The organism is Dyella sp. OK004 (genome assembly GCF_900114495.1).
In the GTDB taxonomy this organism is placed as follows: domain Bacteria; phylum Pseudomonadota; class Gammaproteobacteria; order Xanthomonadales; family Rhodanobacteraceae; genus Dyella_D.
Map to the genome: position 1 here is coordinate 1,202,784 of NZ_FOZI01000002.1, position 20,628 is coordinate 1,223,411.

The window sequence follows — 20,628 nt, forward strand, 5'->3', positions numbered from 1 at the left end:
GAGTCTGGCGACCAAAGCATCGACCTTTGGTGACAGCCGATGACCTGGGTATCGACTTCTCGGCGATGGCCCGGCATTACCTGTCGCTTGGTTCAATAGGCGTGCTTCACGATACGTCGACGGCCTTCATGGCCTGTTAGCAAGTCGAAACCATCGCCGCGCCGTCTCGGTCCTTGCGACGGATGTCAGGAAATCTGTAACGAATGGCTGGTTGAATGACGGGCGCACGACTGATAGGCGCCAGAACGACTCACAACTGAAGCACACAACATAGGGAATTGGACATGAGCACAAGGAAGTGGTGCGCCGCCTCGGCGCGCCGTGCAGTCGTCATGGTACTAGGGATGATGCTGTCGTTAGCTTGGTCTAACGCCAGTCGCGCGAGCTACGGCCTGCCCTACTACATCCAGAACTACGAGAACGGTCAGCTGGTCACGTATACCTTTGACAAGCTCGACGATGGCATTGCCTTTGCCAAACAGTACATAGTCGTTGTGTGGCCATCAGGCACCCGTGAGCAGTGCCCGATAACCGTCACCTACGCCGACGCCAATACGATACAGAAAAATATACAGGCATCCGTTGGCTACACTTCGAGCAAGCCAGGCTGGTACACCTGCGAAGCGCGCGTCCTCGACATTAAGCTGACGACCTACGCGTACGACCCTGGAAAGAACACAGGCGAGAATTGCAATGGCGGTAATGGCATGCCGGATGGCGATGGCGCCATCACTTGCCCGGGCATGCCCCAAGCAGGCGATCCCATTAACGTCGCGACCGGCAACAAGTATGAGCAAGAAACCGATTTCGATACCTCGCCTTGGCTGACATTCCGGCGCTTCTACAACAGTGAGCGGAGCATTTCCCGGTCCAACCTAGGACCACAGTGGCGTCACTCGTTTGATCGCTCACTAATCCAATCCACCACCTTGCCCAATGGCCAGGGTACGCCGTATATCCAGCTCCAGCGCCCCTCCGGAAGCAGTGAAAATTTCCAACCGACGGCGAACGGTGGCTGGGCGCCCGATTCCAATGTGGCCGACACTCTAACCGCCGATGCGAACGGTTATACGGTCTACGTGGCAGGCCCGAACCAGTTTGAGCGCTATTCGACATCGGGACAATTGCAGTACATCGCCGATGCATCGGGGCAGATGACCACGTTCACCTACAACGGATCGCTACTCCAGGCAGTCACAGACCCCTTCGGTCGCACGCTTCAGTTCAGCTACGACAGTAATAACTTGCTGCATACCGTCACGCTTCCGGACAACGGTGTCCTCACGTACGGCTACACCAATGGCGTGCTGACCTCCGTTCAATACCCTGATAGCAAGACGCGTCAATACGTCTACAACGAGGCAGCCCTTACGAGCGGCACGAACCTGCCTTATGCGATGACCGGCGTTATCGACGAATCGGGCAAGCGATACGACAGCACCGGCTACAACACTGCAGGCCAAGCGATATCCTCGACCCACGCCGGGGGCGCCAACGCTGTGCGCCTATCTGGCATCAGCACTATGAGCACGACCATGACGTCGCCGTTGGGCGCGTCCATGCGCTTCTCCACAGCAGATGATGGCCATGGCCGAATCACGCTGAGCGGCTTTTCGCAGGCATGCCACGCCGACTGGTGCTATCAGCCCTGGACATCGATTAAATACGATGCGAACGGCTATGCCAACTCACTGCAGGACTTTGCCGGAAACACCACCACACTCACTCACAACGCCGCGGGATTAGAAACACAGCGCACTGAGGGCATGGCATCAATCGGAGAACAGCGCACCATTAACACCACTTGGGATGCGGTTCTACGCCGTCCTTTGACTCGGGTGACCTTGGATAGCAAGAACAACCCCGTCAAGCAAAGTGCATGGATATACAACAGCTCAGGGCAAGTCACTGCCCGCTGTGACATCGATCCTACGAACGCGAACGCCACCAGCTACACCTGTGGCAGCTCACCTCAAGCGCCGATCGGGGTCCGTCAATGGACCTACACGTACTGCACCGCCATCGACAACGTTCAATGCCCCGTCACCGGGTTGCTGTTGAGCGAAGATGGCGCGCGCGTAGATGTTTCAGACGTCACCCACTACAGCTACTACCTGACCACAGACACCTCGGGATGCGGGACAGCCGGCAGCGTCTGCCATCGTGCGGGTGATCCCTATCAAATCACTGATGCGCTCGGGCACGTCGTCACCTATGCGTCCTACGATGGCGCGGGGCGCGTCACACGCGTGATCGATCCCAATGGTGTGACGACGGACCTCACCTACACGCCGCGCGGCTGGATACAAACCCGCAAGGTCGGTAGCGCCACCACGACCTATGCTTATACCCCCTATGGCTCTGTAGCCTCCGTTACCGATGCGGACGGGGTCGTTGTGACCTATGGTTACGATGACGCTCATCGCCTGATAGACATCACTGACGCTCAGGGTAACCGTATCCATTACACCCTGGATGCCGCAGGGAACGAGACCGACGAATCGATCTATGCAGCAGGTAGTAACACGCCGAGCCGCCACCTCTCGCGTACGTTCAACAATCTGGGACAGCTCACTAAGATCATTGACGGCCTCAATCAGACCGTGTTCGATGCGAGCGCAAGCGGCGCCTATAACCTCAACGGCAACCTGGCGAACTCCATTGATGTGCTGGGGGTTCAGCGTACGCGTCGGTTCGACACGCTGAACCGCTTACAGACGATCCAAGACAGCGCCAAAGTCAACGGATCTACACAGTATTCCAGCACCACGTACGCCTACGATGCATTGGATCACGTCAATAAAGTCACTACGCCAGACTACAAAAGCACCGCCAGCACGTACGATGGCTTGGGCAATCCCCAGTCACTCAATAGCCCAGACACGGGTGTAACGTCATCGACATTTGATGCGGCTGGTAATGTGCTGACTCGCACGGACGCCAAAGGTAATGTTGCCACCTTCACTTACGACGCCATAAACCGCACGACCGCAACCACCTATGTGGATCCCACCCTCAACGTATCCTATCGCTACGACGAAGCAGATAGTGTCACTGGCTGCACTGGCTCCTACCCTATCGGACGCCCGACCCGAATTATCGAAACCAGCGTAACGACGGTCTACTGCTATGACGCGCGGGGTAACGTCACGCAGAAAAGCCAGATACAGGGAGCATCCACCGACATCACCGGCTATACGTATACCTCGGCTAATCGACTGGCCAGCGTCCGCACACCCAGCGGCGCGTCGATTCAGTACCAGCGTGACGTCAACGGACGCGTCAGCGCAATCACTGCGCTAGCACCTGGAACAATCAGCGCAAGTGCGGGCAATGTCGCGACGAGCATCACCTATTTACCGTTTGGACCCATTGCAAGCTACACCCTGGGTAATGGACAAACGATCACGCGCTCCTACGACGTGAACTATCAAGTGACGGACGTGGTAAGTCCGGCACTCAATCTGCATTTCGCTCGAGATGCTATGGGACGCATCGTAGCTCTGGGCAACGCACCAGGGGCCAGTCCGGCGGTAGAGACATATAGCTATGACTGGCTCTCAAGGCTGGCAGCTGTAACCGATGCGACTGGAACGAATCTAGAGTCCTATACGTATGACGCTATTGGTAACCGCGCGAGCAAGACAGCCAATGGTCTAGCGACGGGTACTTACGGCTACTACCAGTACCCACACAACTGGCTGACTAACGTCGGTAGCACGGCACGTACGTACGACAACAACGGCAACACGACCGGCAGCGCCATGGGTGGCGAGACCTTCGGCTTCGGGTATAACAGCCGGAATAGGATGACGGTCGTACAGCGAAATGGGAGCACGGTTGGTACCTATACCTACAATGCTCAGGGCCAGCGAACAGCCAAATCAATCTCGTTCCCCGCCCCCCTGAATCAGCGCTTCGCCTATGATGAGCAGAGCCAGCTCATCGGCGAATATGGTGATACGACACGCGACTACGTCTGGCTGGGCAATCTGCCACTAGCAGTGATCGACACGCAGGGAACAGCTAGCACAACGAGCTTTGTGCATGCAGATGGTTTAAGTACACCTCGCGCCATCACTGACGCCAACGGCACCTCCCTGTGGAAGTGGGATCAACAGGGCAATCCATTTGGCGAGCAAATGCCGCTGGCTCCAACCGGGTACGTTTTCAACCTGCGCTTCTCAGGACAGTACTACGACGCAGAATCAAGCATCTTCTACAACGGATTTAGGAACTACGACCCGGCAACTGGTCGCTACCTCCAAAGCGATCCGATCGGACTCAACGGCGGCATAAGTAGCTATGCGTACGTCCAGAATAGTCCGGCAATGGGGACTGATCCCCAAGGCCTGCAGACCATTCCCCGCGATGCTTACTTTACCGATTGGACAAACCCAGAGACTCGTGCAGCTGCGCGCGGCTTTTGGGCAAACATGATCCCCGGTTACGCCCTAGCCGGATGTGTCAATAATGGCTGCACCGGCTGGGGTTGGGGTCTCTCCGCAGCCGGGGTACTACCTGGCATTGGAATGGTGTCTGGCGTAGCGAGAGAAGCCCGCGCCGTCAGGGCGATGTGCCAAGCGTCCGGAGCCGCCAGAGGCGTGGCAAATCCGATATCCAGCACGTTGGCCCGTGTCGTGCCTCGCAACATCAATCCGACCACGCTCGGGAGAGCAGGTGATGTCGATGTTTTTGTCACCAATGCCAGCGAACTTAGAGGGTTGTCCAACGCAGAAATTGCAAGTAAATTGACGATCCCAGAAGTGCCTGGTGGGTTTAGGGTGATTGAGTTTCCCAGCTCCTCCGTTGACGGCATCGCGTCTCCAGTGTTTAGGTCAAATCCCGGTTTTCTGCAGGGAGGGCAAACCGCTAATGGTGCCGCAGAATTTGTGATCCCAAATGGCCCAATCCCTCCGGGAGCGACGCAATGGCTTCCACATTGACGATTCAATCGAATGAATCAAAATTATGCGGAAAATGGATTTCTGAGGATGGGAAGTTGGTGGCCGATGTCACCACGAAGCGCATTTTCCATCTGGTGGAAAATGAGCTTGTAGAGGTTGCCCGCTCAGAGGACGGCTGGTCAGTTCTTTACTTAGACAAGAAAGATGGTCGTTACTGGGAGCTAAATTATCCTGATAGCGATCAGCACGGCGGAGGTCCTCCATGCCTGGAATTCTTATCGCGCGATGCAGCTCTGGCTAAGTTCAAACTCTCAGCCAATTGAACAGATGCAAGAAGAAGGCGGCCGAGGGCCGCCTTCTTCGTTACTAGGTGGTCTTGAAGCCGAAGACCCTAGCACCCAATCCGTCATTCAAGCCAAGCATCCGAACGATCAGCGGATCGATCTCGTTCTCCCTGAACACGTCCCTCGCCTTTCCCACATCGCCGAAGCCGCCAGCGTTGGTCGGAATCATGCCAAGCAACTGTGGTGGCACGCGGTGCGCCGCGAGAATGTCGTCACGGCTGGTGTTCTTGATCGCGGCGAAGTCGTCCTTGGCGGCCACTTCGCTGATGGGGATCACCTGCACGCCGTCTTTCTTGCCGTTGGGCGCATACATGAAGAGGTTGCGGAAGTTACCCGGTCCTTTCGCGTCGCGCAGCGCCTTGCGCAGGTTGTCGACGTCCGAAGCCTGCTGCGCGGTGTCGGTCATGTAGAGAATGAATCCGGCGTGCGATCCGTTGTCGTAGTACTTGCGCCGGAATAGCGTCGCCGACTTGTTGAGCTGGGCCGCGTGTAGCGCGCTCAGATATTCGGGGACGCCGTACACCTCCTGACTCACGTCCGTGGCCTTGAGCTGGATCACCGGTCGCGTGAACTCGAACGCCTGCCCGCTCAGCGGTACGAACCAGCACTGTCCCTCTTTCACGCCCGGGCGGGTGAACATCGCCGGCGAACGCTTCAACGACAACAGGTTTCCCGACAGTGCCTTGGTCTGCTCAAGGTAGGCATGGCCGAACGTCAGGTAGTCGGTGGCGAAGGCCTCGAACTCGCCCACGGAGAGGTAAGGCGACGCCTCAAAGGACGACACCAGCAGATTGCGTTTCACGTAGATGGCCGATGCGTGGTGTGGCGCAACACGCAGCATGTTGGCCAGGCCGTTGAGGTTCACCGGCGGCTCGTACCAGCGGCCGTTGTTCCACACTTGGACGTAATCCAGCAACGATGCACGGTCGATCGGCTCGGGGTCACCGAAGGTGAACGCATGAATCCGCCCCGCCTCGGCGGCATCCGTCGGCCGTGTCGTCTCGCGCAGGATCGCTCGCTTGTGCTCAAGGCGGAGAGACGTCACCAGCTAGTTGGCCGAAGCTCTCGAATCTCGCGGGCTCGAGCCAATAGCGTCTTGCACTCCGGCCAGACGAAATCTGGATTTACCACGCTCACCCATCGCATCGCGCCATAGATCGGATGAGGGAAAAACGCGTCAGAGGCTTGATGGTTGAAGCTCGCTTTCTGTAGATCTGCCTTGCCTCGGATTCCGGGAAAGAGACTCTGAAAGGTCTCCTTGTCTGTCGGAAAGTTCAGACGGTATATGCCCTCGCGGTTCAATTGCGATGAACTATCGTGATCATCGTCATGAGTCACGATTGTCGCGAAAGGAAACTTCGCGTCATTGCCTGTAAAGAAGTACAGGTCGGCCGTGCTGTCATCAACCTCAACGTCTTGCAGTGCTGTTTGAATCCAGTCACGGATGTCGTTAAGCGCCATTTCCATAATGGCCTCCTTGGTAGTCAAATTTGACTACCAATGTAGATTGGGTGACCAAATTTGTCTAGCCTGTAGACAAAAATGAAGGTTGAAGTGATGAACGTCGTTAGATTGCTGGTGCTGGGAGTGATCCGCGAACTCGGGCGTTGCCATGGCTACGCCATTCGGCAGACGTTGGACGAGTGGCAGGTGCAAACCTGGACCCGGCTGCATTCGGGTTCCATCTATCACGCGCTGCAGCAGCTCACTAAAGAGGGGCTGCTAGAAAGTGGCGCACCCGAACCAGGTAATCGAGGCCCAGGAAAACTGACCTTCGCGATAAGCAGGGCTGGAGAAGTAGAGTTTCATGACCAGCTTCGACAGGCGCTTGCAAGCTTCGACTTAATCGAGTTGAGCGCTGGTATCGCATTTATCGGCTGCCTACCGAAAGCTGAAGCCACTTCCCTGATTTCTCAAACCATCGAATGCCTGAAGGACAACGCGGACCGTTTGGCGCTTATCGCCTCGTCGGTCCGGCCCAGCCCCAAGCCCCCCCGCACCAAGGACCTCCTCGCTCTTTGGCGCACAAATTTGGCGACGACGGCTACGTCACTGGAAGAAATTCGCGGCACGCTGGATACCTTTCATTGAGTCGACGCACTCGGGCGACGCATATGAACGCGCCCTCTTGGCCTGATGGCTTTCCCATCCCCCTCTCAGTTCCGCTTACCAGTCCTCAAAAGGTCCGCCTTGGGTCGGAAGCGCACACTCCGAGCTTGTCGAGTCGCCCTGAACGCAGCAAGCCAGGCCGCTCCGAGGCCAGACCTCCGGGGCAACGATGGTGCAACGCGAGGGAGACCGAAAGCCCTAACCCGCTGCCTTATAAGGCTTATATGCCTTCGCTGGCCCAGTCCATCATGAGGGCCACGCTGACGCGAAAATCGTCGGGATTCAAAGCGGAAGTCATGCGGCATTTTAACGGCTGCCGGCATGCGCACCTATGGCAGGGCATATCTCAGCCACTGAGACCGCCACGGTGGTATCTTGATTACCATCCCTACAATCAAGATGGCGGCCATGTCTCCTCCCTCCCACGGCGGTGCCCGACCCGGCGCCGGCCGCCCCGCCAGCGAGCCGACCCAGCGCCTGCGCGTGCCGGAAAGCCAGGTGCCCGCTGTGCTGGCCTATCTGGAGGCATACCGGCAAATCACCACATTGGACGTGCCGCGCCCGCTTTCGTTGATGCCCTCGACGGTGGCGCTGACCGCGTTCACCAGTCGGGTGCCGGCGGGCCTGCCCAGTCCGGCCGACGATACGGTGGAAGATGTGGTCGATCTCAACCGGTATCTGGTCATTGCGGGGCATGAGCCCAGCACTTACATCATTCGTGTCTCGGGCTGGTCGATGGTCGGCGCGGGCATCTTCGACGGCGACGAGGTGTTGGTCGATCGCGCGCTGAAGCCAAAACAGGGCGACATCGTGGTAGCGCTGGTCAACGGCGAACTGTCGATCAAGCGGCTGGGCAAGGTGGAAGGCAAGGTCGCGCTGTTGCCGGAAAACGCGCACTTCAAACCTATCGTATTCAAGGAAGGCGAAACGCTGGAATTGTGGGGCGTGGTCACGCGCTGCCTGCGCAATCTGCGCTGAGCCGCCATGGGTCAGGTCGTTGCTCTCCAATCGCTCATCACAGGCCGCCAGATCTGGCAGGGGCGTGCGGTTCCCCAGCCCTCCGGTGGCGAGACGACAGGCTGGCCCGCGCTGGATGCTGCGCTTCCAGCCAGCGGTTGGCCGAAAGCATCGCTGAGCGAAATCCTACTGCCCGCCGACGGCGTGGGTGAATTGCAACTGGTCCTGCCCACCCTCGCACGCCTGAGCAAGCAACAACGCGCGATTGCCGTCATCGCACCGCCCTATGTGCCTTGCGTCGCCGGCTGGGAAAATAGTGGTGTGGCCATGACGCACATCGACATCGTGTGTGCGGGCGATCCGCGCGACGCCTTGTGGGCCAGCGAGCAGTGCCTGCGCTCGGGCAGTTATGCCGCTGTCCTGAGCTGGCCGCTGCATGCCGACGATCGCGCGCTGCGCCGCTTGCAGGTTGCCGCCGACAACGGCCGCGCGCTCGGCTTCGTGTTCCGCGATCGCCGCCATGCCGTGCAGGCCTCGCCTGCGGCGCTGCGGCTGGAGCTGGAGACCGAACCTGTTCGACAGATCCGCGTGCGCAAATGCCGCGGCAGTCAGCCGCCGGCGCTGCCCATTCCTTTTCCCGCCGATGGCTGGTGAGGCATACCGCGATGCTCTGGGCCTGCGTTCTGCTTCCGCACCTTGCTTTGGACGGCGTCCTGCGCCGGCGCCCGTCGTCGGACGAGCCGTTGGTGCTGGTGACCGGCAGTGCACAGTCGCGCAGCATCCTGGCCGCGAACCGGCCTGCGCGAGCGGCCGGCTTGCGTCCCGGGCAACGCCTTGCAGTCGCGCAAGCCTTGCTCTCCCGCTTCGAAGCGGTGGAGCACGATCCGGCCACCACCGAACGTTGGCACCGCCTACTCGCGGCTTGGGCCTACCGTTACAGCGCCGAGGTAGTGCTGTGGCCACACGCCATCGTGCTGGAGGTGAGCCGTAGCCTGGGTCTGTTCGGCCCCTGGCCGCGCTTCGAAGCTCTGCTGCGCGACGACCTGAGCCAGCTCGGTTTTCGCCATCGCATCGCGCTCGCGCCTACGGCTCGTGCAGCCTATGTGCTAGCAGGCACGCATGACGGTATGGCGGTGATGTCGCCCGAGCTGCTGCGCGGCGCACTGTCGCCCATTCCCGTCGGCAAGGCGCGACTTCCTGACGAGGCTGCCGACAACCTGGCTGCGATGGGATTGCGCACACTTGGGCAGCTGCTGCATGCGCCACGCGATGGATTACGTCGTCGCTTTGGCGAGGCACTGATCGAGCATCTCGACTACCTCATCGGCACCGCGCAGGAGGTACTCCGTTATTACCGTCCGCCGGACCGTCTCGAACTGGCGATGGAATGGACGCACGAGATCGAGCAGGTCGAGGCCCTGGTGTTTCCGCTACGCCGCCTCACCGGCGACCTTGCCGCCTGCCTTGCCGGCCGCGATGGCGGCGTGCAGCGCTTCATGATCCGGCTGGTGCATCGTGATGGCACATCCACCGATGTCTCCATCGGCTTGCTCGCGCCCGAGCGCGATCCCACCATGCTGTTCGAACACACGCGCAGCCGCATGGAGCGCACCGAATTGCCGCAGCCGGTGATTGCTATGCGGCTGGTCGCGCACGAGCTGCCACCCTTCGTACCGGCCGGTCGCGATCTGTTCGATACCCGTCCGGCGAACGCCCTGCCACTTGGCCAATTGCGCGAACGTTTGCGTGCGCGCCTGGGTGATCGCGCCATCCAAACCTTGCATGCCACCACCGATCCGCGCCCTGAGCATGCGCAGAGCGCAGCCCGCGATGATGTCGTGATCGGCCAACCGGCCTCCCTGCCCCGCCCCACCTGGCTGCTCGACACACCGATGCCCTTGCGCGGCCTTGCACCACGCATCGTTGCCGGCCCCGAGCGACTGGAAACCGGCTGGTGGGACGGCGGCGACATGCGTCGTGATTACTACGTGGTGGAAACCGCGCAAGGCCAACGCGCCTGGGTGTTCTGCGCACCGGGTGAACGCGGCCCCTGGATGCTGCATGGGTGGTTCGCATGAACGCTTATGCCGAGCTGCATTGCCTATCGAATTTCTCGTTCCAGCGCGGCGCTTCCAGCGCGATGGAATTGTTCCAGCGCGCCAAGGCCTGTGGCTACTCGGCACTGGCGATCACCGACGAGTGTTCGCTCGCCGGCATCGTGCGTGCTTATGAGGCTTCTCTGGAAACAAAGCTCGACCTGATCGTCGGTGCAGAGTTCAAGCTGGACGATGGCTTGCGTTTCGTCCTGCTGTGCGAATCGCGTGAGGGCTACGCCGCACTGTGCGGGCTCATTACGCAAGGGCGCCGCGCTTCAGCCAAGGGTACGTACCACTTGACCCGCGCAAGCCTCGCCAACGGTCTGCCCGGCACACTGGCCCTATGGCTGCCGGATGCTGAGCCGGACGCCAGCGACGGCCACTGGCTGGGCGAGCGTTTTGCCGGTCGCGTGTGGCTGGCGATCGAACTGCATAGAGGTCCCGACGACGCAGCGCGCCTGCGCCAACTTGAACGGCTCGCTGCCGACCTGGGTATGCCCGCCGTCGCCGCCGGCGACGTGCACATGCACGTACGTGGCCGACGTGCCCTTCAGGACACGCTCACCGCGATCCGCCACGGCCTCACCGTGGCACAGGCCGGTGTCGTGCTATTCAAGAATGGCGAGCGGCATCTGCGTGCGCGCGAAGTACTGGCGGAGATCTATCCGGTGCATCTGCTGGAGGAAACGGCGCGTATAGCCGAGCGATGCCGCTTCACCATGGACCAGTTGCATTACCGCTATCCAGCAGAGTTGGTACCGGAAGGACATAGCGCCACATCATGGCTGCGGCAACTCACCGAGGAGGGCATCCAGCGGCGATGGCCGGACGGCATCAGCCCTGAGAATCGCGAAACGATCGAGAAGGAACTCACGCTGATCGGTGAGCTGGAGTATGAGCACTATTTTCTTACAGTGGAGGACATCGTCTGCTTTGCGCGCCGCCAGAACATCTTTTGCCAGGGGCGCGGGTCGGCCGCCAACTCGGTGGTGTGCTACGCGCTCGGCGTGACCAGCGTCAGCCCCGACGAGGCGACCTTGCTGACCGAGCGCTTCATGTCGGCAAGCCGCAAGGACCACAAGTACAACCGTCCAGAACCGCCCGACATCGACATCGATTTCGAACACGAGCGGCGTGAGGAAGTCATCCAGTACATCTATCGCAAATACGGCCGCGAGCGCACCGCGCTGGCCGCCACCGTGATCAGTTATCGCGGCCGCAGCGCCGCGCGCGACGTGGGCAAGGCATTAGGTCTGTCACCCGACCAGGTATCCGCCCTGAGTAGCGTGTTCGCCTGGCGCAACGGTGGTTCGCTTCGCCACCATCTGCAAGAAGCCGGACTCGATTTCGACAGCCCACTATTACAGCGTGTATTGATCCTGGCCGAAGAACTACGCGGCTTTCCGCGCCATCTGTCTCAGCACGTCGGCGGCTTTGTCATCTCCGACGCTCCGCTGTCGCAGCTGGTGCCGGTGGAGAACGCGGCCATGCCGGACCGCACCATCATCCAATGGGACAAGGACGACCTGGACCGGATGAATCTGCTCAAAGTTGATTGTCTGGCATTGGGGATGCTTACCTGCGTGCGCAAATGCTTCGATCTCATGAAGCAGCACGAAAATGTGTCGCATACATTGGCATCCATTCCACTCAACGACAACGAAACCTACAAGATGATCCAGAAGGCCGACACCATCGGCGTCTTCCAGATCGAGAGCCGCGCGCAGATGTCCATGCTGCCGCGTTTGAGGCCTAAGAATTTCTACGACCTGGTGATCCAAGTCGCCATTGTCCGCCCCGGTCCCATTCAGGGCGACATGGTGCATCCCTACTTGCGCCGACGGCGGAAGGAAGAAGACGTTACCTATCCCTCCGAAGCGCTCAGGGAAGTTCTCGAACGGACGCTGGGGGTTCCGTTGTTCCAGGAGCAAGTCATGCGCATCGCCATGGTGGCTGCCGGCTATACCGGCCAGCAGGCCGACGAGCTTCGCCGCGCCATGGCCGCATGGAAACGCCACGGCGGCATGGAAAAGCACCGCGACCGACTCTTCAACGGCATGAAGGAGAATAATTACAGCGAAGCCTTCGCCGCGCAGATCTTCGAGCAAATCAAGGGATTCGGCAGCTACGGCTTTCCCGAAAGCCATGCGGCCGGTTTCGCCAAAATCGCCTATGCGAGTGCCTGGCTGAAATGCCGCCATCCCGCCGCTTTCGCCTGCGCACTACTGAACTCCCAGCCGATGGGCTTCTATAGCGCCAGCCAGATCGTGCAGGACGCACAGCGCCATCATGTACAGGTGTTGCCTGTCGACGTACGACACAGCGATTGGGACTGCACACTCGAACGCGACGTTCGTGACAGCACCCTGGCCATCCGCCTCGGTTTTCGCCAGGTACGCGGTTTCAACGAACAGGCTGCGCAACGCATCTCGCAGGCCCGAGAGCGACAAGCTTTCCTCGACATCGTCGATCTTTGTACGCGAGCCAGTCTCGATCGCCGCCACCAAGATCTGCTCGCCGACACTAGTGCGTTGCGTGGATTGGCTGGGCACCGGCACCGTGCGAAATGGGCCGTGACTGGTGTGGAACCGCAACTGCCGTTGTTCGGTCGCACCAGCCCGGATGAGCAGACCATCGTGCTGCCGCCACCGTCGGTGGCGGAGAACCTGCACGCCGATTACGCGCGAACAGGACTCAGCCTGGGGCCGCATCCCGTGCGGCTGTTGCGGGCACGTCTGCGCGCGGACCGCTACAAGGACTCCAGGGAGCTGAGCCACCAGTCACACCAAACGCGAGTGCGCACCGCCGGCCTGGTGACCCAGCGCCAGCAACCACAGACCGCCAGCGGCATCACCTTCATCACGCTGGAAGACGAGCACGGCAACATCAATGTGATCGTCCGCCGCCAGCTGGCCGAGCGCCAGCGACGCCCCTACCTCGAAGCCCGGCTAATGGGCGTGGAAGGCCACTGGGAAAACGTCGATGGCGTCAGCCACCTCGTTGCGCACCGATTGCTGGACATGAGCGACTTGCTCGGCCAGTTGGACGCCCGTTCGCGAGACTTCCATTGAGACAATCACTCCGTCGTCAATCGCGAGGATCCGCACCACCTTCGTCGGATATCGCACCGTCTTTGTGCCTGCGTATGAACCAGCGCGACGCTATCAACAGCAGTACCCCGGCCAGGGTGATCGCCAGTGCGCCGTTCCTGGCCTTCGCTTCATAGAGCACCGCCGCTAGCATGACCAGCGGCGCCAGGATCATCTGCACCAACCACTCACGTGCCGTGGCATGGTCCAGATCCGGCGCCAGTTTGGCGATGAATGCCGCATAGACCCAGAACGCCAGCATGCAAGTGAAGGTAGCTGCGATGGCCACCGCATAGATGGCGAAAGCCTCCTGTTGCGAGGTGTCCTCGAAGGAGAACCGGATCACCACTGGCATCAATGCCACCAGGCTCAGCAGCACCATATTGATCGCCGTGCCGACCGCATCGATATCACGCAAATGCGCCACGATGCGCCGATGGTTGGCCCAGATCACGCCAATCAATAGGAAACTCAGGAAATACAGAAGTAGCGGCTTCGACCAGGCCTGCCACAACGAAAGCCCAGCGCTGGATTCCGGCTTGATCTCGATCGCCGACAACGTGATGGCAATGGCGAACACGCCATCGGACAACATGATCAGTCGGTCGAGATGACGCTGACCGACATGCCGGTCCTCGACCGGCTCGTGCACACGACCACCCATGCCTACCCCCTATCGTTGAGTGGCGGCATGATGCCGTAGTTAGGCCGGCTTGCGCAGCCGCCCCCGATTCACGCCGCAGGCAGCGACCGGGCAGTTGCCTCGAGATGATCGATGTAGGCCTCCACGCGCCGCCTGAAGATCACCGCGGTGGACAGGGCTTCGTAGCGCTCTTCGGACTTCAGTGCGTGCTCCAGCACCTCGCCTTCACCCGTCAGCGGCGTGCTGCCGAATACTTGCAGGCCGCCAAGCAGACGATGCACCCAATGGGCCACATCGGCGGGGCGGCGTTCGGCGATCAAGGAATCAAGTGTCGCCAGGTCGATCCGCGTGGTACGCACGAACCGCACGATCAGGGACTGGATCACTTGATCATCCCCGAAGCTCTCGCGCAACAGATCCAGGTCGACGGCGAACGCGGAGTCATCACTGGAATCGGGCGTCGACGCGACGTCTGCGAACACACGCCCGAGCTTGGCGCCAAGCTCCGCGATGCGCACCGGCTTGGGCAGAAAATCGTCCATGCCAGCGCTCGTGCAATGCTCCAGCTCGCCAGGCATCGCATTGGCGGTCATAGCCAGGATGTACAGATGCTCTCCACTGGTGGTTTCACGGCGGCGCACGGCGCGGGCCAGTTCATAACCATCCATAAGCGGCATATGACAGTCCGTGATCAGCATGGCGTAGTCGCGACGGTCCAGGGCCGCCAGCGCCTCCATACCATTGCCGGCCACGTCACTGGAGTAACCGAGTTTTTCCAGCTGCGCGGCGATCAACGTCTGATTGATGGGATTGTCTTCCGCCACCAGCACATGACGCTCCTGCGGCGATGCTCGCTGCGCGCCTACCAGTTCTTCGCCATCACCCTCCAGCCCCAGTGCGCGTTGGCAGGCAATGGCGAAGGTCGACCATTTGAGCGGATTACTGGTGATGGTGATGCCCGATGCGCCGCTGGCGTATCCGTGCGGCTCGGGAATAGCGGTCACCGCGATACATGCGCTTGCCTCGTTCGGGCGCGCACGACCAAATTCGTCATCGACAAAGAGCAGATCCGCATCGCCGTCGATCGCTTCCAATGACATGCCAAGCGCCAGCAGGTTTTGCTCCAGCGCATGAGCCACCGTGGCATCTTCCAGCTGCACCCGCGCCGCGCGGCCACGCAATGAGTAATGAGGCAGGCTGCGGCGATGGATTAGCATCGGCAACTCCACGTGCATGCTCGTGCCTCTGTTTTCCTTGCTCTCCAGCGTGATGCTGCCGCCCATCAGCTCAACCAGGCGGCGACAGATATACAGGCCAAGCCCAGTGCCGCCATAGCGGCGGGTAGTGGAAGACTCCGCCTGAGTGAAGGGCGCGAACAACCGCTCGGCTTGATCTGAGGACATACCGATGCCGGTATCGATCACGCTCAGCCGCACGCGCTGTATATCGTCGGTTTCCTCCAGCACCACGACCCGCACGTTCACGGAACCAAGCACAGTGAACTTAATCGCGTTACTGAGCAGATTGAGCATCACCTGCCGTAGCCGCACGTTCTCTGCGCTCACTTCCGCGGCAAGGCGCGTATCGATGTCGATGGCAAGCGAAAGCCCTTTGCGGTGCGCCTGCGCGGCCAGCACGCTGACAGTGCTGTCGATGAGATCGCGCACATCTACCGGCACGTATTCGATACTGAGACGGCCGGCCTCCATTTTTGAGAAGTCCAATACGTCGTCCAGGATCTGCAGCAACGCCGTAGCGGATGTCTCCACCGTGCCGAGCATCTGTCGCTGTTCTTCTGTCAACGAAGTATGCCCCAGCAATTCGAGCATGCCGATCACACCGCTCATCGGCGTGCGGATCTCATGACTCATCGTGGCGAGGAATTCTGTCTTAACCTGCGTGGCGGATTCGGCCTCTTCTTTCGCGGTCGCTAGTTGCATGGCCTGGAGATGTTGCTCGGTCACATCCACCCAGTAGCCGCTAAAATAAACAACGCCATCGGCCTTGCCTGGTGTGGCCGTGGTAGCTACCCACCGTTGCACACCATTCGCGCGCACACGCATGGTGACCTGCATGGGCGTCATCGTGCGGGCAGCCCGCTCCACCTCGTCCATCAATAGCTCGCGATCTTCCTCCACGATGGTCGCAAAGGCGACGGGCTCGTCATCGATGAAAGTCTGGGCCGCAACGCCGAAGATGGGCTCTGGATTCCCCCCTACGAACAAGAATTGCACCGTCTTGTCTGGCGTATAACGGAACTTGTAGACCACTGCCGGCAAATTGCGCGTGATATCGGTCAGCTGCTGCTCGCTGCGTTGACGCTGGCGGGTCTCGCGGCGTAAGCGGATGTACGCGTAGGACACCGTAACCAGAAACAACAGCACCACCGCTATCACTGGCAGGGTCTTGCGCGCGATTTCCCTCCACGATCCACCGTAGGTATAGCGCGATGCCAGCCAGGTATTGCGAATGGACTGCTGCTTGCGATCCGGCATGTCCATCAGCACGCGATTGATCAATGGCACCAGCGGCGCGTACCTCTGAGCGACTCCCATCGCCAGCACCACATGATCGTCTGTCGGCGCACTGATCTTCAGGCGCCCGGCAAAGTGTTCCCGGATGAGGTAGTCGGCGTTCGCCAGATCGCCGACAAAGGCGTCTGCTGTGCCATCAGCCACCATGGCCAGGCCTTGATCGGTGGTGGCCACCGGCAACACCGTTGCCTTGTGCATCCGGTCGGTGACCACCTTGATCGACTGTTTGGAGACGTTGGCCGCCACACGCGTACCATCGAGGTCGTGCGCTCCTGTCATCGGGCCAGCGTCACTACGGGTCACGATCATGACTGGGTAGTCGAGATAGGCAACGCTGAAATCCATCAGCCTCGCGCTCTCCTGACTAAACGGCGACACCGCCGGCAGCAGGTCGACCTTGCCCTCCGCCATTAACCGCATGGCGTCGGCCCAGTCCTTCGCCGGCACGTAGGTCAGGCGGAGGTGGAGCGCTTTGGCTACTTCTCGCAGATAGTCGCTGGCGATGCCGGCCGGCTGTCCGTTGCGGTCGAGCAGCGTATAGGGCGGCGAAGTCGGGTCCATCGCGACTCGCAGCGAGGGCAATTTCTGCAGCCATGCGCGCTCCTCTTCGTTGAGCGGCACCGGTGATTCATTACCATGCGACTGACCGAGGTCGCTATTGAGCCAACTCGCTCTCAACCGCGCATGATCCTCTGTCGTCAGTTTCGTAAGCTCTCTATCCAGTAAATCGACCAAAACTGCGCGATCGCGAGGCGCGGCAAACGCCAGCGAGGAAATGGGCAATGCCACGCGCTGTCCTACATGCAGCTGGCGCTGCAACCCCGCTGCGGCGATAGCCGCGTGCCCGGTATAGGGATCAACGATATAAGCGTCGGCTCTTCCGGCGGCGACCAGCTGCAATGCCTCCCGGATACTCGCCACCTGGACGAGTTTGACGCCAGAGATGTACTTTCGCGCCGCCTCACCCATGGCATCGCCCGTTAGCGAAACCAAGGTCGCATTGCGAAGGTCGGACGAATCCCGCAGACGGTCATTGCCTATCCGGGTCACTAGCGCGGGTAGGTCTTCGAAATATGGATGACTGAACTGCAGATACGCCATCCGCTCCGGCGTCGCCGAAACATTCATGAGCAAATCGACGTTCCCGTCATGCGCCGCGTTGAGCAGTTCGTTCCAGCTCGGAAACACCCGGTAGTTCACCCGAAGACCAAGAGGGCGCGTGATCTCGGCAAGATAGTCCGGTGCCAACCCCTGCGCCTGACCGGATATCACCGCCTCAAAAGGTGGGAATCCGTCTGCGGAGACTCCTACGGTGATCACCGGGTGTGCATGCAGCCAGCTTTCCTCGGCCGGCGTCAGGGACACCTCCTCGGCCCGCGCCAGCGCGGCGAGGCAGAAAAGCATTGTGAGGAGACAGCACCGCAACCAGGCCATTCAGAACGTATCCGTCGTGAGTTGGGGCCAGCAGGGGGACACCCGGTTTCACCGTCGTTCGAGATGATCCCCCCGCGCCTTCCGTTGCGAGCCTGAGGCTTCGGCTACAGAGCACTATGGCTCCGGCTTCCGCAGGGCGACGTTAACACCCGTCAGGCGGGTATCACAGAGTACGCCCGGTATCAGCGCGCAGACTCAACCGCGCCAGGCCGACCACAAGCCGACACGCCGGGCATCGCCGTTGGTTTGCACGGCAACGCGGGTCATGCAGTCCGGCAACGCGGCCTCGCGCTCTGCGAAGTGCGTTGCAAAGGCCACCGCTTCGAACAGGTCGCCACGATGGCCAATTTGCTCGTCATTCCGGAAGACGGACCAGCCGTCGCTTTCACCATGAGTGACGTGGTATTCGACGTAAGTAACCATCGGCTTTCACTCCCTAAAGCTGAGAGCGATACGCCGCTCTCCGTAGGGGAAAACCTTAGCCATTAATCCAAAAGGCGAAAATAAGACGGTTCTTAAATATCAAATGCGAGTTCAGCAAAAAAATAACTGAGATAAATCAGCACCCATGCATTTCACTCGAGAAAACCATGCTCGCGTGCATAGATCACCATCTCGCGGTCATGCTCTAGCCCCAGCTTCTGCATCGCCTGGCGCTTCTGGGTACTCACTGTCTTTACGCTTCGATTGAGCTTCTCCGCAATCTTGGTCACGGTGAGGCCACCTACGTATAGACGGAACACTTCCAGTTCTTTCGGCGAGAGCTCGACGCCACTTTCAGTCGGCTTGACCAGCTCGGACTCCTCGAAGCGTTCGCGCAGCGAGGCGCTGATGAAGGCCTTCTTGGCCGCCACCGTACGCACCGCCTGCACCAGTTCGGTCATGGGTGAGCGCTTGTCCGCCAGACCTAGCGCGCCACCTTTCACGGCATCGCGCAGCAAGCCCACGTTGTTCACCATGGTTTGCAAGATCACTGGGACATTCGGGTAGAGCGACGACAACTTGGATATCAACTGCAAGCCGTCACCATATCGCCCACCAGGCATGGTGAAGTCCGTGATAATCACGTCACAGGGGCAGCGCTTCAGCAACTCGATCAACTCTTCGCCGTTACGCGCTTCGCCGACTACCTTGATGTCGGTATCGGGCGACCGCTCCAGCACGGCTTGTACGCCTGCCAGCACTACAGGATGGTCGTCCGCAACGATGACTCGAATCTGCAAGCCGACCTCCGCTATGTGCAAGCCCTTGTGTGAAACACTCACGCCATACGGCGCGTAAGTCTCATCCCATGTCACCGGCTCAGCTGGCGACCGTCCAGTGCCTTGCGGGACCCGGATGTAGTCATAATCACAGAGATTATTCTTATTTTCCATGGCTAGCAAAATCCATATTGAAAAACAGAGACGTAACTGGCAAATCAAAAAGCATTGGCGCCCGGAATCTACAGGAACACTCTTCGTTATCGGCTGAACGAGAAAGCGGGCGCTTTAATGCACCTGCTTTTTCACCACATTGGCATCCAGATGGACCACACAGGTTTGCAGCGCATTGCCTCGATCCGACGCAGGGCCGAAACCGCCCGGCGATGGCATAATGAGCGCCTGCAGCTGCGCTTTCGGGCAGCACTCGTCAGGCAGCGGTACGCCGCCTACCCACACGAGTCTGATGACTGGCCTCTCGCTGGTCTCTCTGCCTTGCAGCGAACTCTGAATCTTTTGAGACGGTAACCGGCATGGTGGCTTTGGCGACGGAGCACGTAATCGACGTGCACCACTGGAACGACACCCTTTTCAGCTTCCGCACGACGCGCGACCCTGGCTTTCGCTTCGACAGCGGCCATTTCGTGATGATCGGCTTGGAGGTGGAGGGCCGCCCGCTGATGCGCGCGTACTCGATCGCCAGCGCAAACTGGGAAGAACACCTGGAGTTCTTCAGCATCAAGGTGGCCAACGGGCCGCTCACCTCGCGCCTGCAGCACCTCAAGCCTGGCGATCCGGTGATCGTCAGCCGCAAACCTACCGGCACCCTGGTGCTTAACGACCTCAAGCCCGGCAAGCACCTGTACCTGCTTGGCACCGGCACCGGCCTGGCACCGTTCATGAGCATCATCCGCGACCCGGAAACCTACGAGCGTTTTGACAAGATCGTGCTGGCTCACGGCGTGCGCCACATCAACGACCTGGCCTACGCCGACTATCTGGAGCGCGAACTACCCCAGCATGAGTATCTCGGCGAGATGGTGCGCGAGAAGCTGATCTACTACCCCAGCGTCACCCGCGAGCCCTTCCGCAATCGCGGCCGTATCACCGACGCCATCGCCGATGGCTTGATGAGCGAAACCATTGGTTTGCCGCCCCTGAATCCGGACACCGATCGCGTGATGCTGTGTGGCAGCCCTGCCATGCTCGACGACATTTGCGCCCTGCTCGACGGCCGTGGCTTCCACGCTTCGCCGCGCACGCGCGAACCAGGCCACTACGTGATCGAACGCGCCTTCGTCGAAAAATAAGCG

The 20,628-nt window shown here is 60.1% G+C and carries 14 protein-coding genes; 8 read left to right on the forward strand and 6 right to left on the reverse strand.

Annotation, left to right across the window (positions count from 1 at the left end; all coding sequences use genetic code 11):
* The first annotated feature begins 284 nt into the window (after positions 1-284).
* Positions 285-4,946, forward strand: a complete 4,662-nt coding sequence (locus BM338_RS11990) for a polymorphic toxin type 10 domain-containing protein (RefSeq protein WP_090451087.1) — start codon at positions 285-287, stop codon at positions 4,944-4,946.
* Complete coding sequence (locus tag BM338_RS11995) at positions 4,931-5,230, forward strand: Imm27 family immunity protein (RefSeq protein ID WP_090451088.1); 300 nt, start codon at positions 4,931-4,933, stop codon at positions 5,228-5,230. Before BM338_RS11990 ends, BM338_RS11995 begins: the two co-directional genes overlap by 16 nt.
* A gap of 43 nt (positions 5,231-5,273) precedes the next feature.
* Here BM338_RS11995 and BM338_RS12000 read toward each other — a convergent pair whose 3' ends face one another.
* A complete protein-coding gene (locus BM338_RS12000) occupies positions 5,274-6,296 on the reverse strand; it encodes a phage portal protein (RefSeq protein WP_255367282.1) in 1,023 nt (340 codons plus the stop codon).
* Positions 6,293-6,718, reverse strand: coding sequence for a DUF6194 family protein (locus BM338_RS12005; protein WP_090451089.1), 426 nt, complete (start codon positions 6,716-6,718; stop codon positions 6,293-6,295). Before BM338_RS12005 ends, BM338_RS12000 begins: the two co-directional genes overlap by 4 nt.
* A gap of 75 nt (positions 6,719-6,793) precedes the next feature.
* On the opposite strand from BM338_RS12005, the gene BM338_RS12010 reads away from it, so the two are divergent.
* From BM338_RS12010 to BM338_RS12030, 5 genes are all read left to right on the forward strand, one after another.
* Complete coding sequence (locus tag BM338_RS12010) at positions 6,794-7,342, forward strand: PadR family transcriptional regulator (protein WP_090451090.1); 549 nt, start codon at positions 6,794-6,796, stop codon at positions 7,340-7,342.
* Between the two features lie 426 nt (positions 7,343-7,768).
* Positions 7,769-8,338, forward strand: coding sequence for a LexA family protein (gene umuD, locus BM338_RS12015; protein WP_090451091.1), 570 nt, complete (start codon positions 7,769-7,771; stop codon positions 8,336-8,338).
* A 6-nt stretch (positions 8,339-8,344) separates the two neighbouring features.
* A complete protein-coding gene (gene imuA / locus BM338_RS12020; protein ID WP_090451092.1) occupies positions 8,345-8,971 on the forward strand; it encodes a translesion DNA synthesis-associated protein ImuA in 627 nt (208 codons plus the stop codon).
* Between the two features lie 11 nt (positions 8,972-8,982).
* Complete coding sequence (locus tag BM338_RS12025) at positions 8,983-10,395, forward strand: Y-family DNA polymerase (RefSeq protein ID WP_090451093.1); 1,413 nt, start codon at positions 8,983-8,985, stop codon at positions 10,393-10,395.
* Entirely contained in the window at positions 10,392-13,484 is a 3,093-nt protein-coding gene (locus BM338_RS12030; protein WP_090451094.1) for an error-prone DNA polymerase, read from the forward strand. Before BM338_RS12025 ends, BM338_RS12030 begins: the two co-directional genes overlap by 4 nt.
* Before the next feature lie 16 nt (positions 13,485-13,500).
* Here the strand turns inward: BM338_RS12030 and BM338_RS12035 are convergent, their stop codons facing one another.
* From BM338_RS12035 to BM338_RS12050, 4 genes are all read right to left on the reverse strand, one after another.
* Positions 13,501-14,166 (reverse strand): TMEM175 family protein, encoded by a 666-nt coding sequence (locus tag BM338_RS12035; protein WP_090451095.1) that lies wholly within the window; start codon positions 14,164-14,166, stop codon positions 13,501-13,503.
* A gap of 68 nt (positions 14,167-14,234) precedes the next feature.
* Entirely contained in the window at positions 14,235-18,083 is a 3,849-nt protein-coding gene (locus BM338_RS12040; protein ID WP_177229308.1) for a transporter substrate-binding domain-containing protein, read from the reverse strand.
* A 225-nt stretch (positions 18,084-18,308) separates the two neighbouring features.
* The gene (locus BM338_RS12045; protein ID WP_090451097.1) at positions 18,309-18,536 is read right to left on the reverse strand and encodes a hypothetical protein; all 228 of its coding nucleotides are present in this window, start codon (positions 18,534-18,536) and stop codon (positions 18,309-18,311) included.
* 152 nt (positions 18,537-18,688) lie between these two features.
* Positions 18,689-19,336: a response regulator gene (locus BM338_RS12050; protein WP_177229309.1), complete on the reverse strand. Its 648-nt coding sequence runs from the start codon at positions 19,334-19,336 to the stop codon at positions 18,689-18,691.
* Positions 19,337-19,848: 512 nt separating this feature from the next.
* Between BM338_RS12050 and BM338_RS12055 the strand changes: the two genes are divergently transcribed.
* Positions 19,849-20,625, forward strand: coding sequence for a ferredoxin--NADP reductase (locus BM338_RS12055; protein WP_090451099.1), 777 nt, complete (start codon positions 19,849-19,851; stop codon positions 20,623-20,625).
* Positions 20,626-20,628 lie beyond the last annotated feature (3 nt).

Bases quoted from the DNA above. Each gene is read 5' to 3' on its own strand.
- BM338_RS11990 (WP_090451087.1), top strand. From the start codon at position 285: ATGAGCACAAGGAAGTGGTGCGCCGCCTCGGCGCGCCGTGCAGTCGTC.
- BM338_RS11995 (WP_090451088.1), top strand. From the start codon at position 4,931: ATGGCTTCCACATTGACGATTCAATCGAATGAATCAAAATTATGCGGA.
- BM338_RS12005 (WP_090451089.1), bottom strand. From the start codon at position 6,718: ATGGAAATGGCGCTTAACGACATCCGTGACTGGATTCAAACAGCACTG.
- BM338_RS12010 (WP_090451090.1), top strand. From the start codon at position 6,794: ATGAAGGTTGAAGTGATGAACGTCGTTAGATTGCTGGTGCTGGGAGTG.
- umuD (WP_090451091.1), top strand. From the start codon at position 7,769: ATGTCTCCTCCCTCCCACGGCGGTGCCCGACCCGGCGCCGGCCGCCCC.
- imuA (WP_090451092.1), top strand. From the start codon at position 8,345: ATGGGTCAGGTCGTTGCTCTCCAATCGCTCATCACAGGCCGCCAGATC.
- BM338_RS12025 (WP_090451093.1), top strand. From the start codon at position 8,983: ATGCTCTGGGCCTGCGTTCTGCTTCCGCACCTTGCTTTGGACGGCGTC.
- BM338_RS12030 (WP_090451094.1), top strand. From the start codon at position 10,392: ATGAACGCTTATGCCGAGCTGCATTGCCTATCGAATTTCTCGTTCCAG.
- BM338_RS12035 (WP_090451095.1), bottom strand. From the start codon at position 14,166: ATGGGTGGTCGTGTGCACGAGCCGGTCGAGGACCGGCATGTCGGTCAG.
- BM338_RS12040 (WP_177229308.1), bottom strand. From the start codon at position 18,083: ATGCTTTTCTGCCTCGCCGCGCTGGCGCGGGCCGAGGAGGTGTCCCTG.
- BM338_RS12045 (WP_090451097.1), bottom strand. From the start codon at position 18,536: ATGGTTACTTACGTCGAATACCACGTCACTCATGGTGAAAGCGACGGC.
- BM338_RS12055 (WP_090451099.1), top strand. From the start codon at position 19,849: ATGGTGGCTTTGGCGACGGAGCACGTAATCGACGTGCACCACTGGAAC.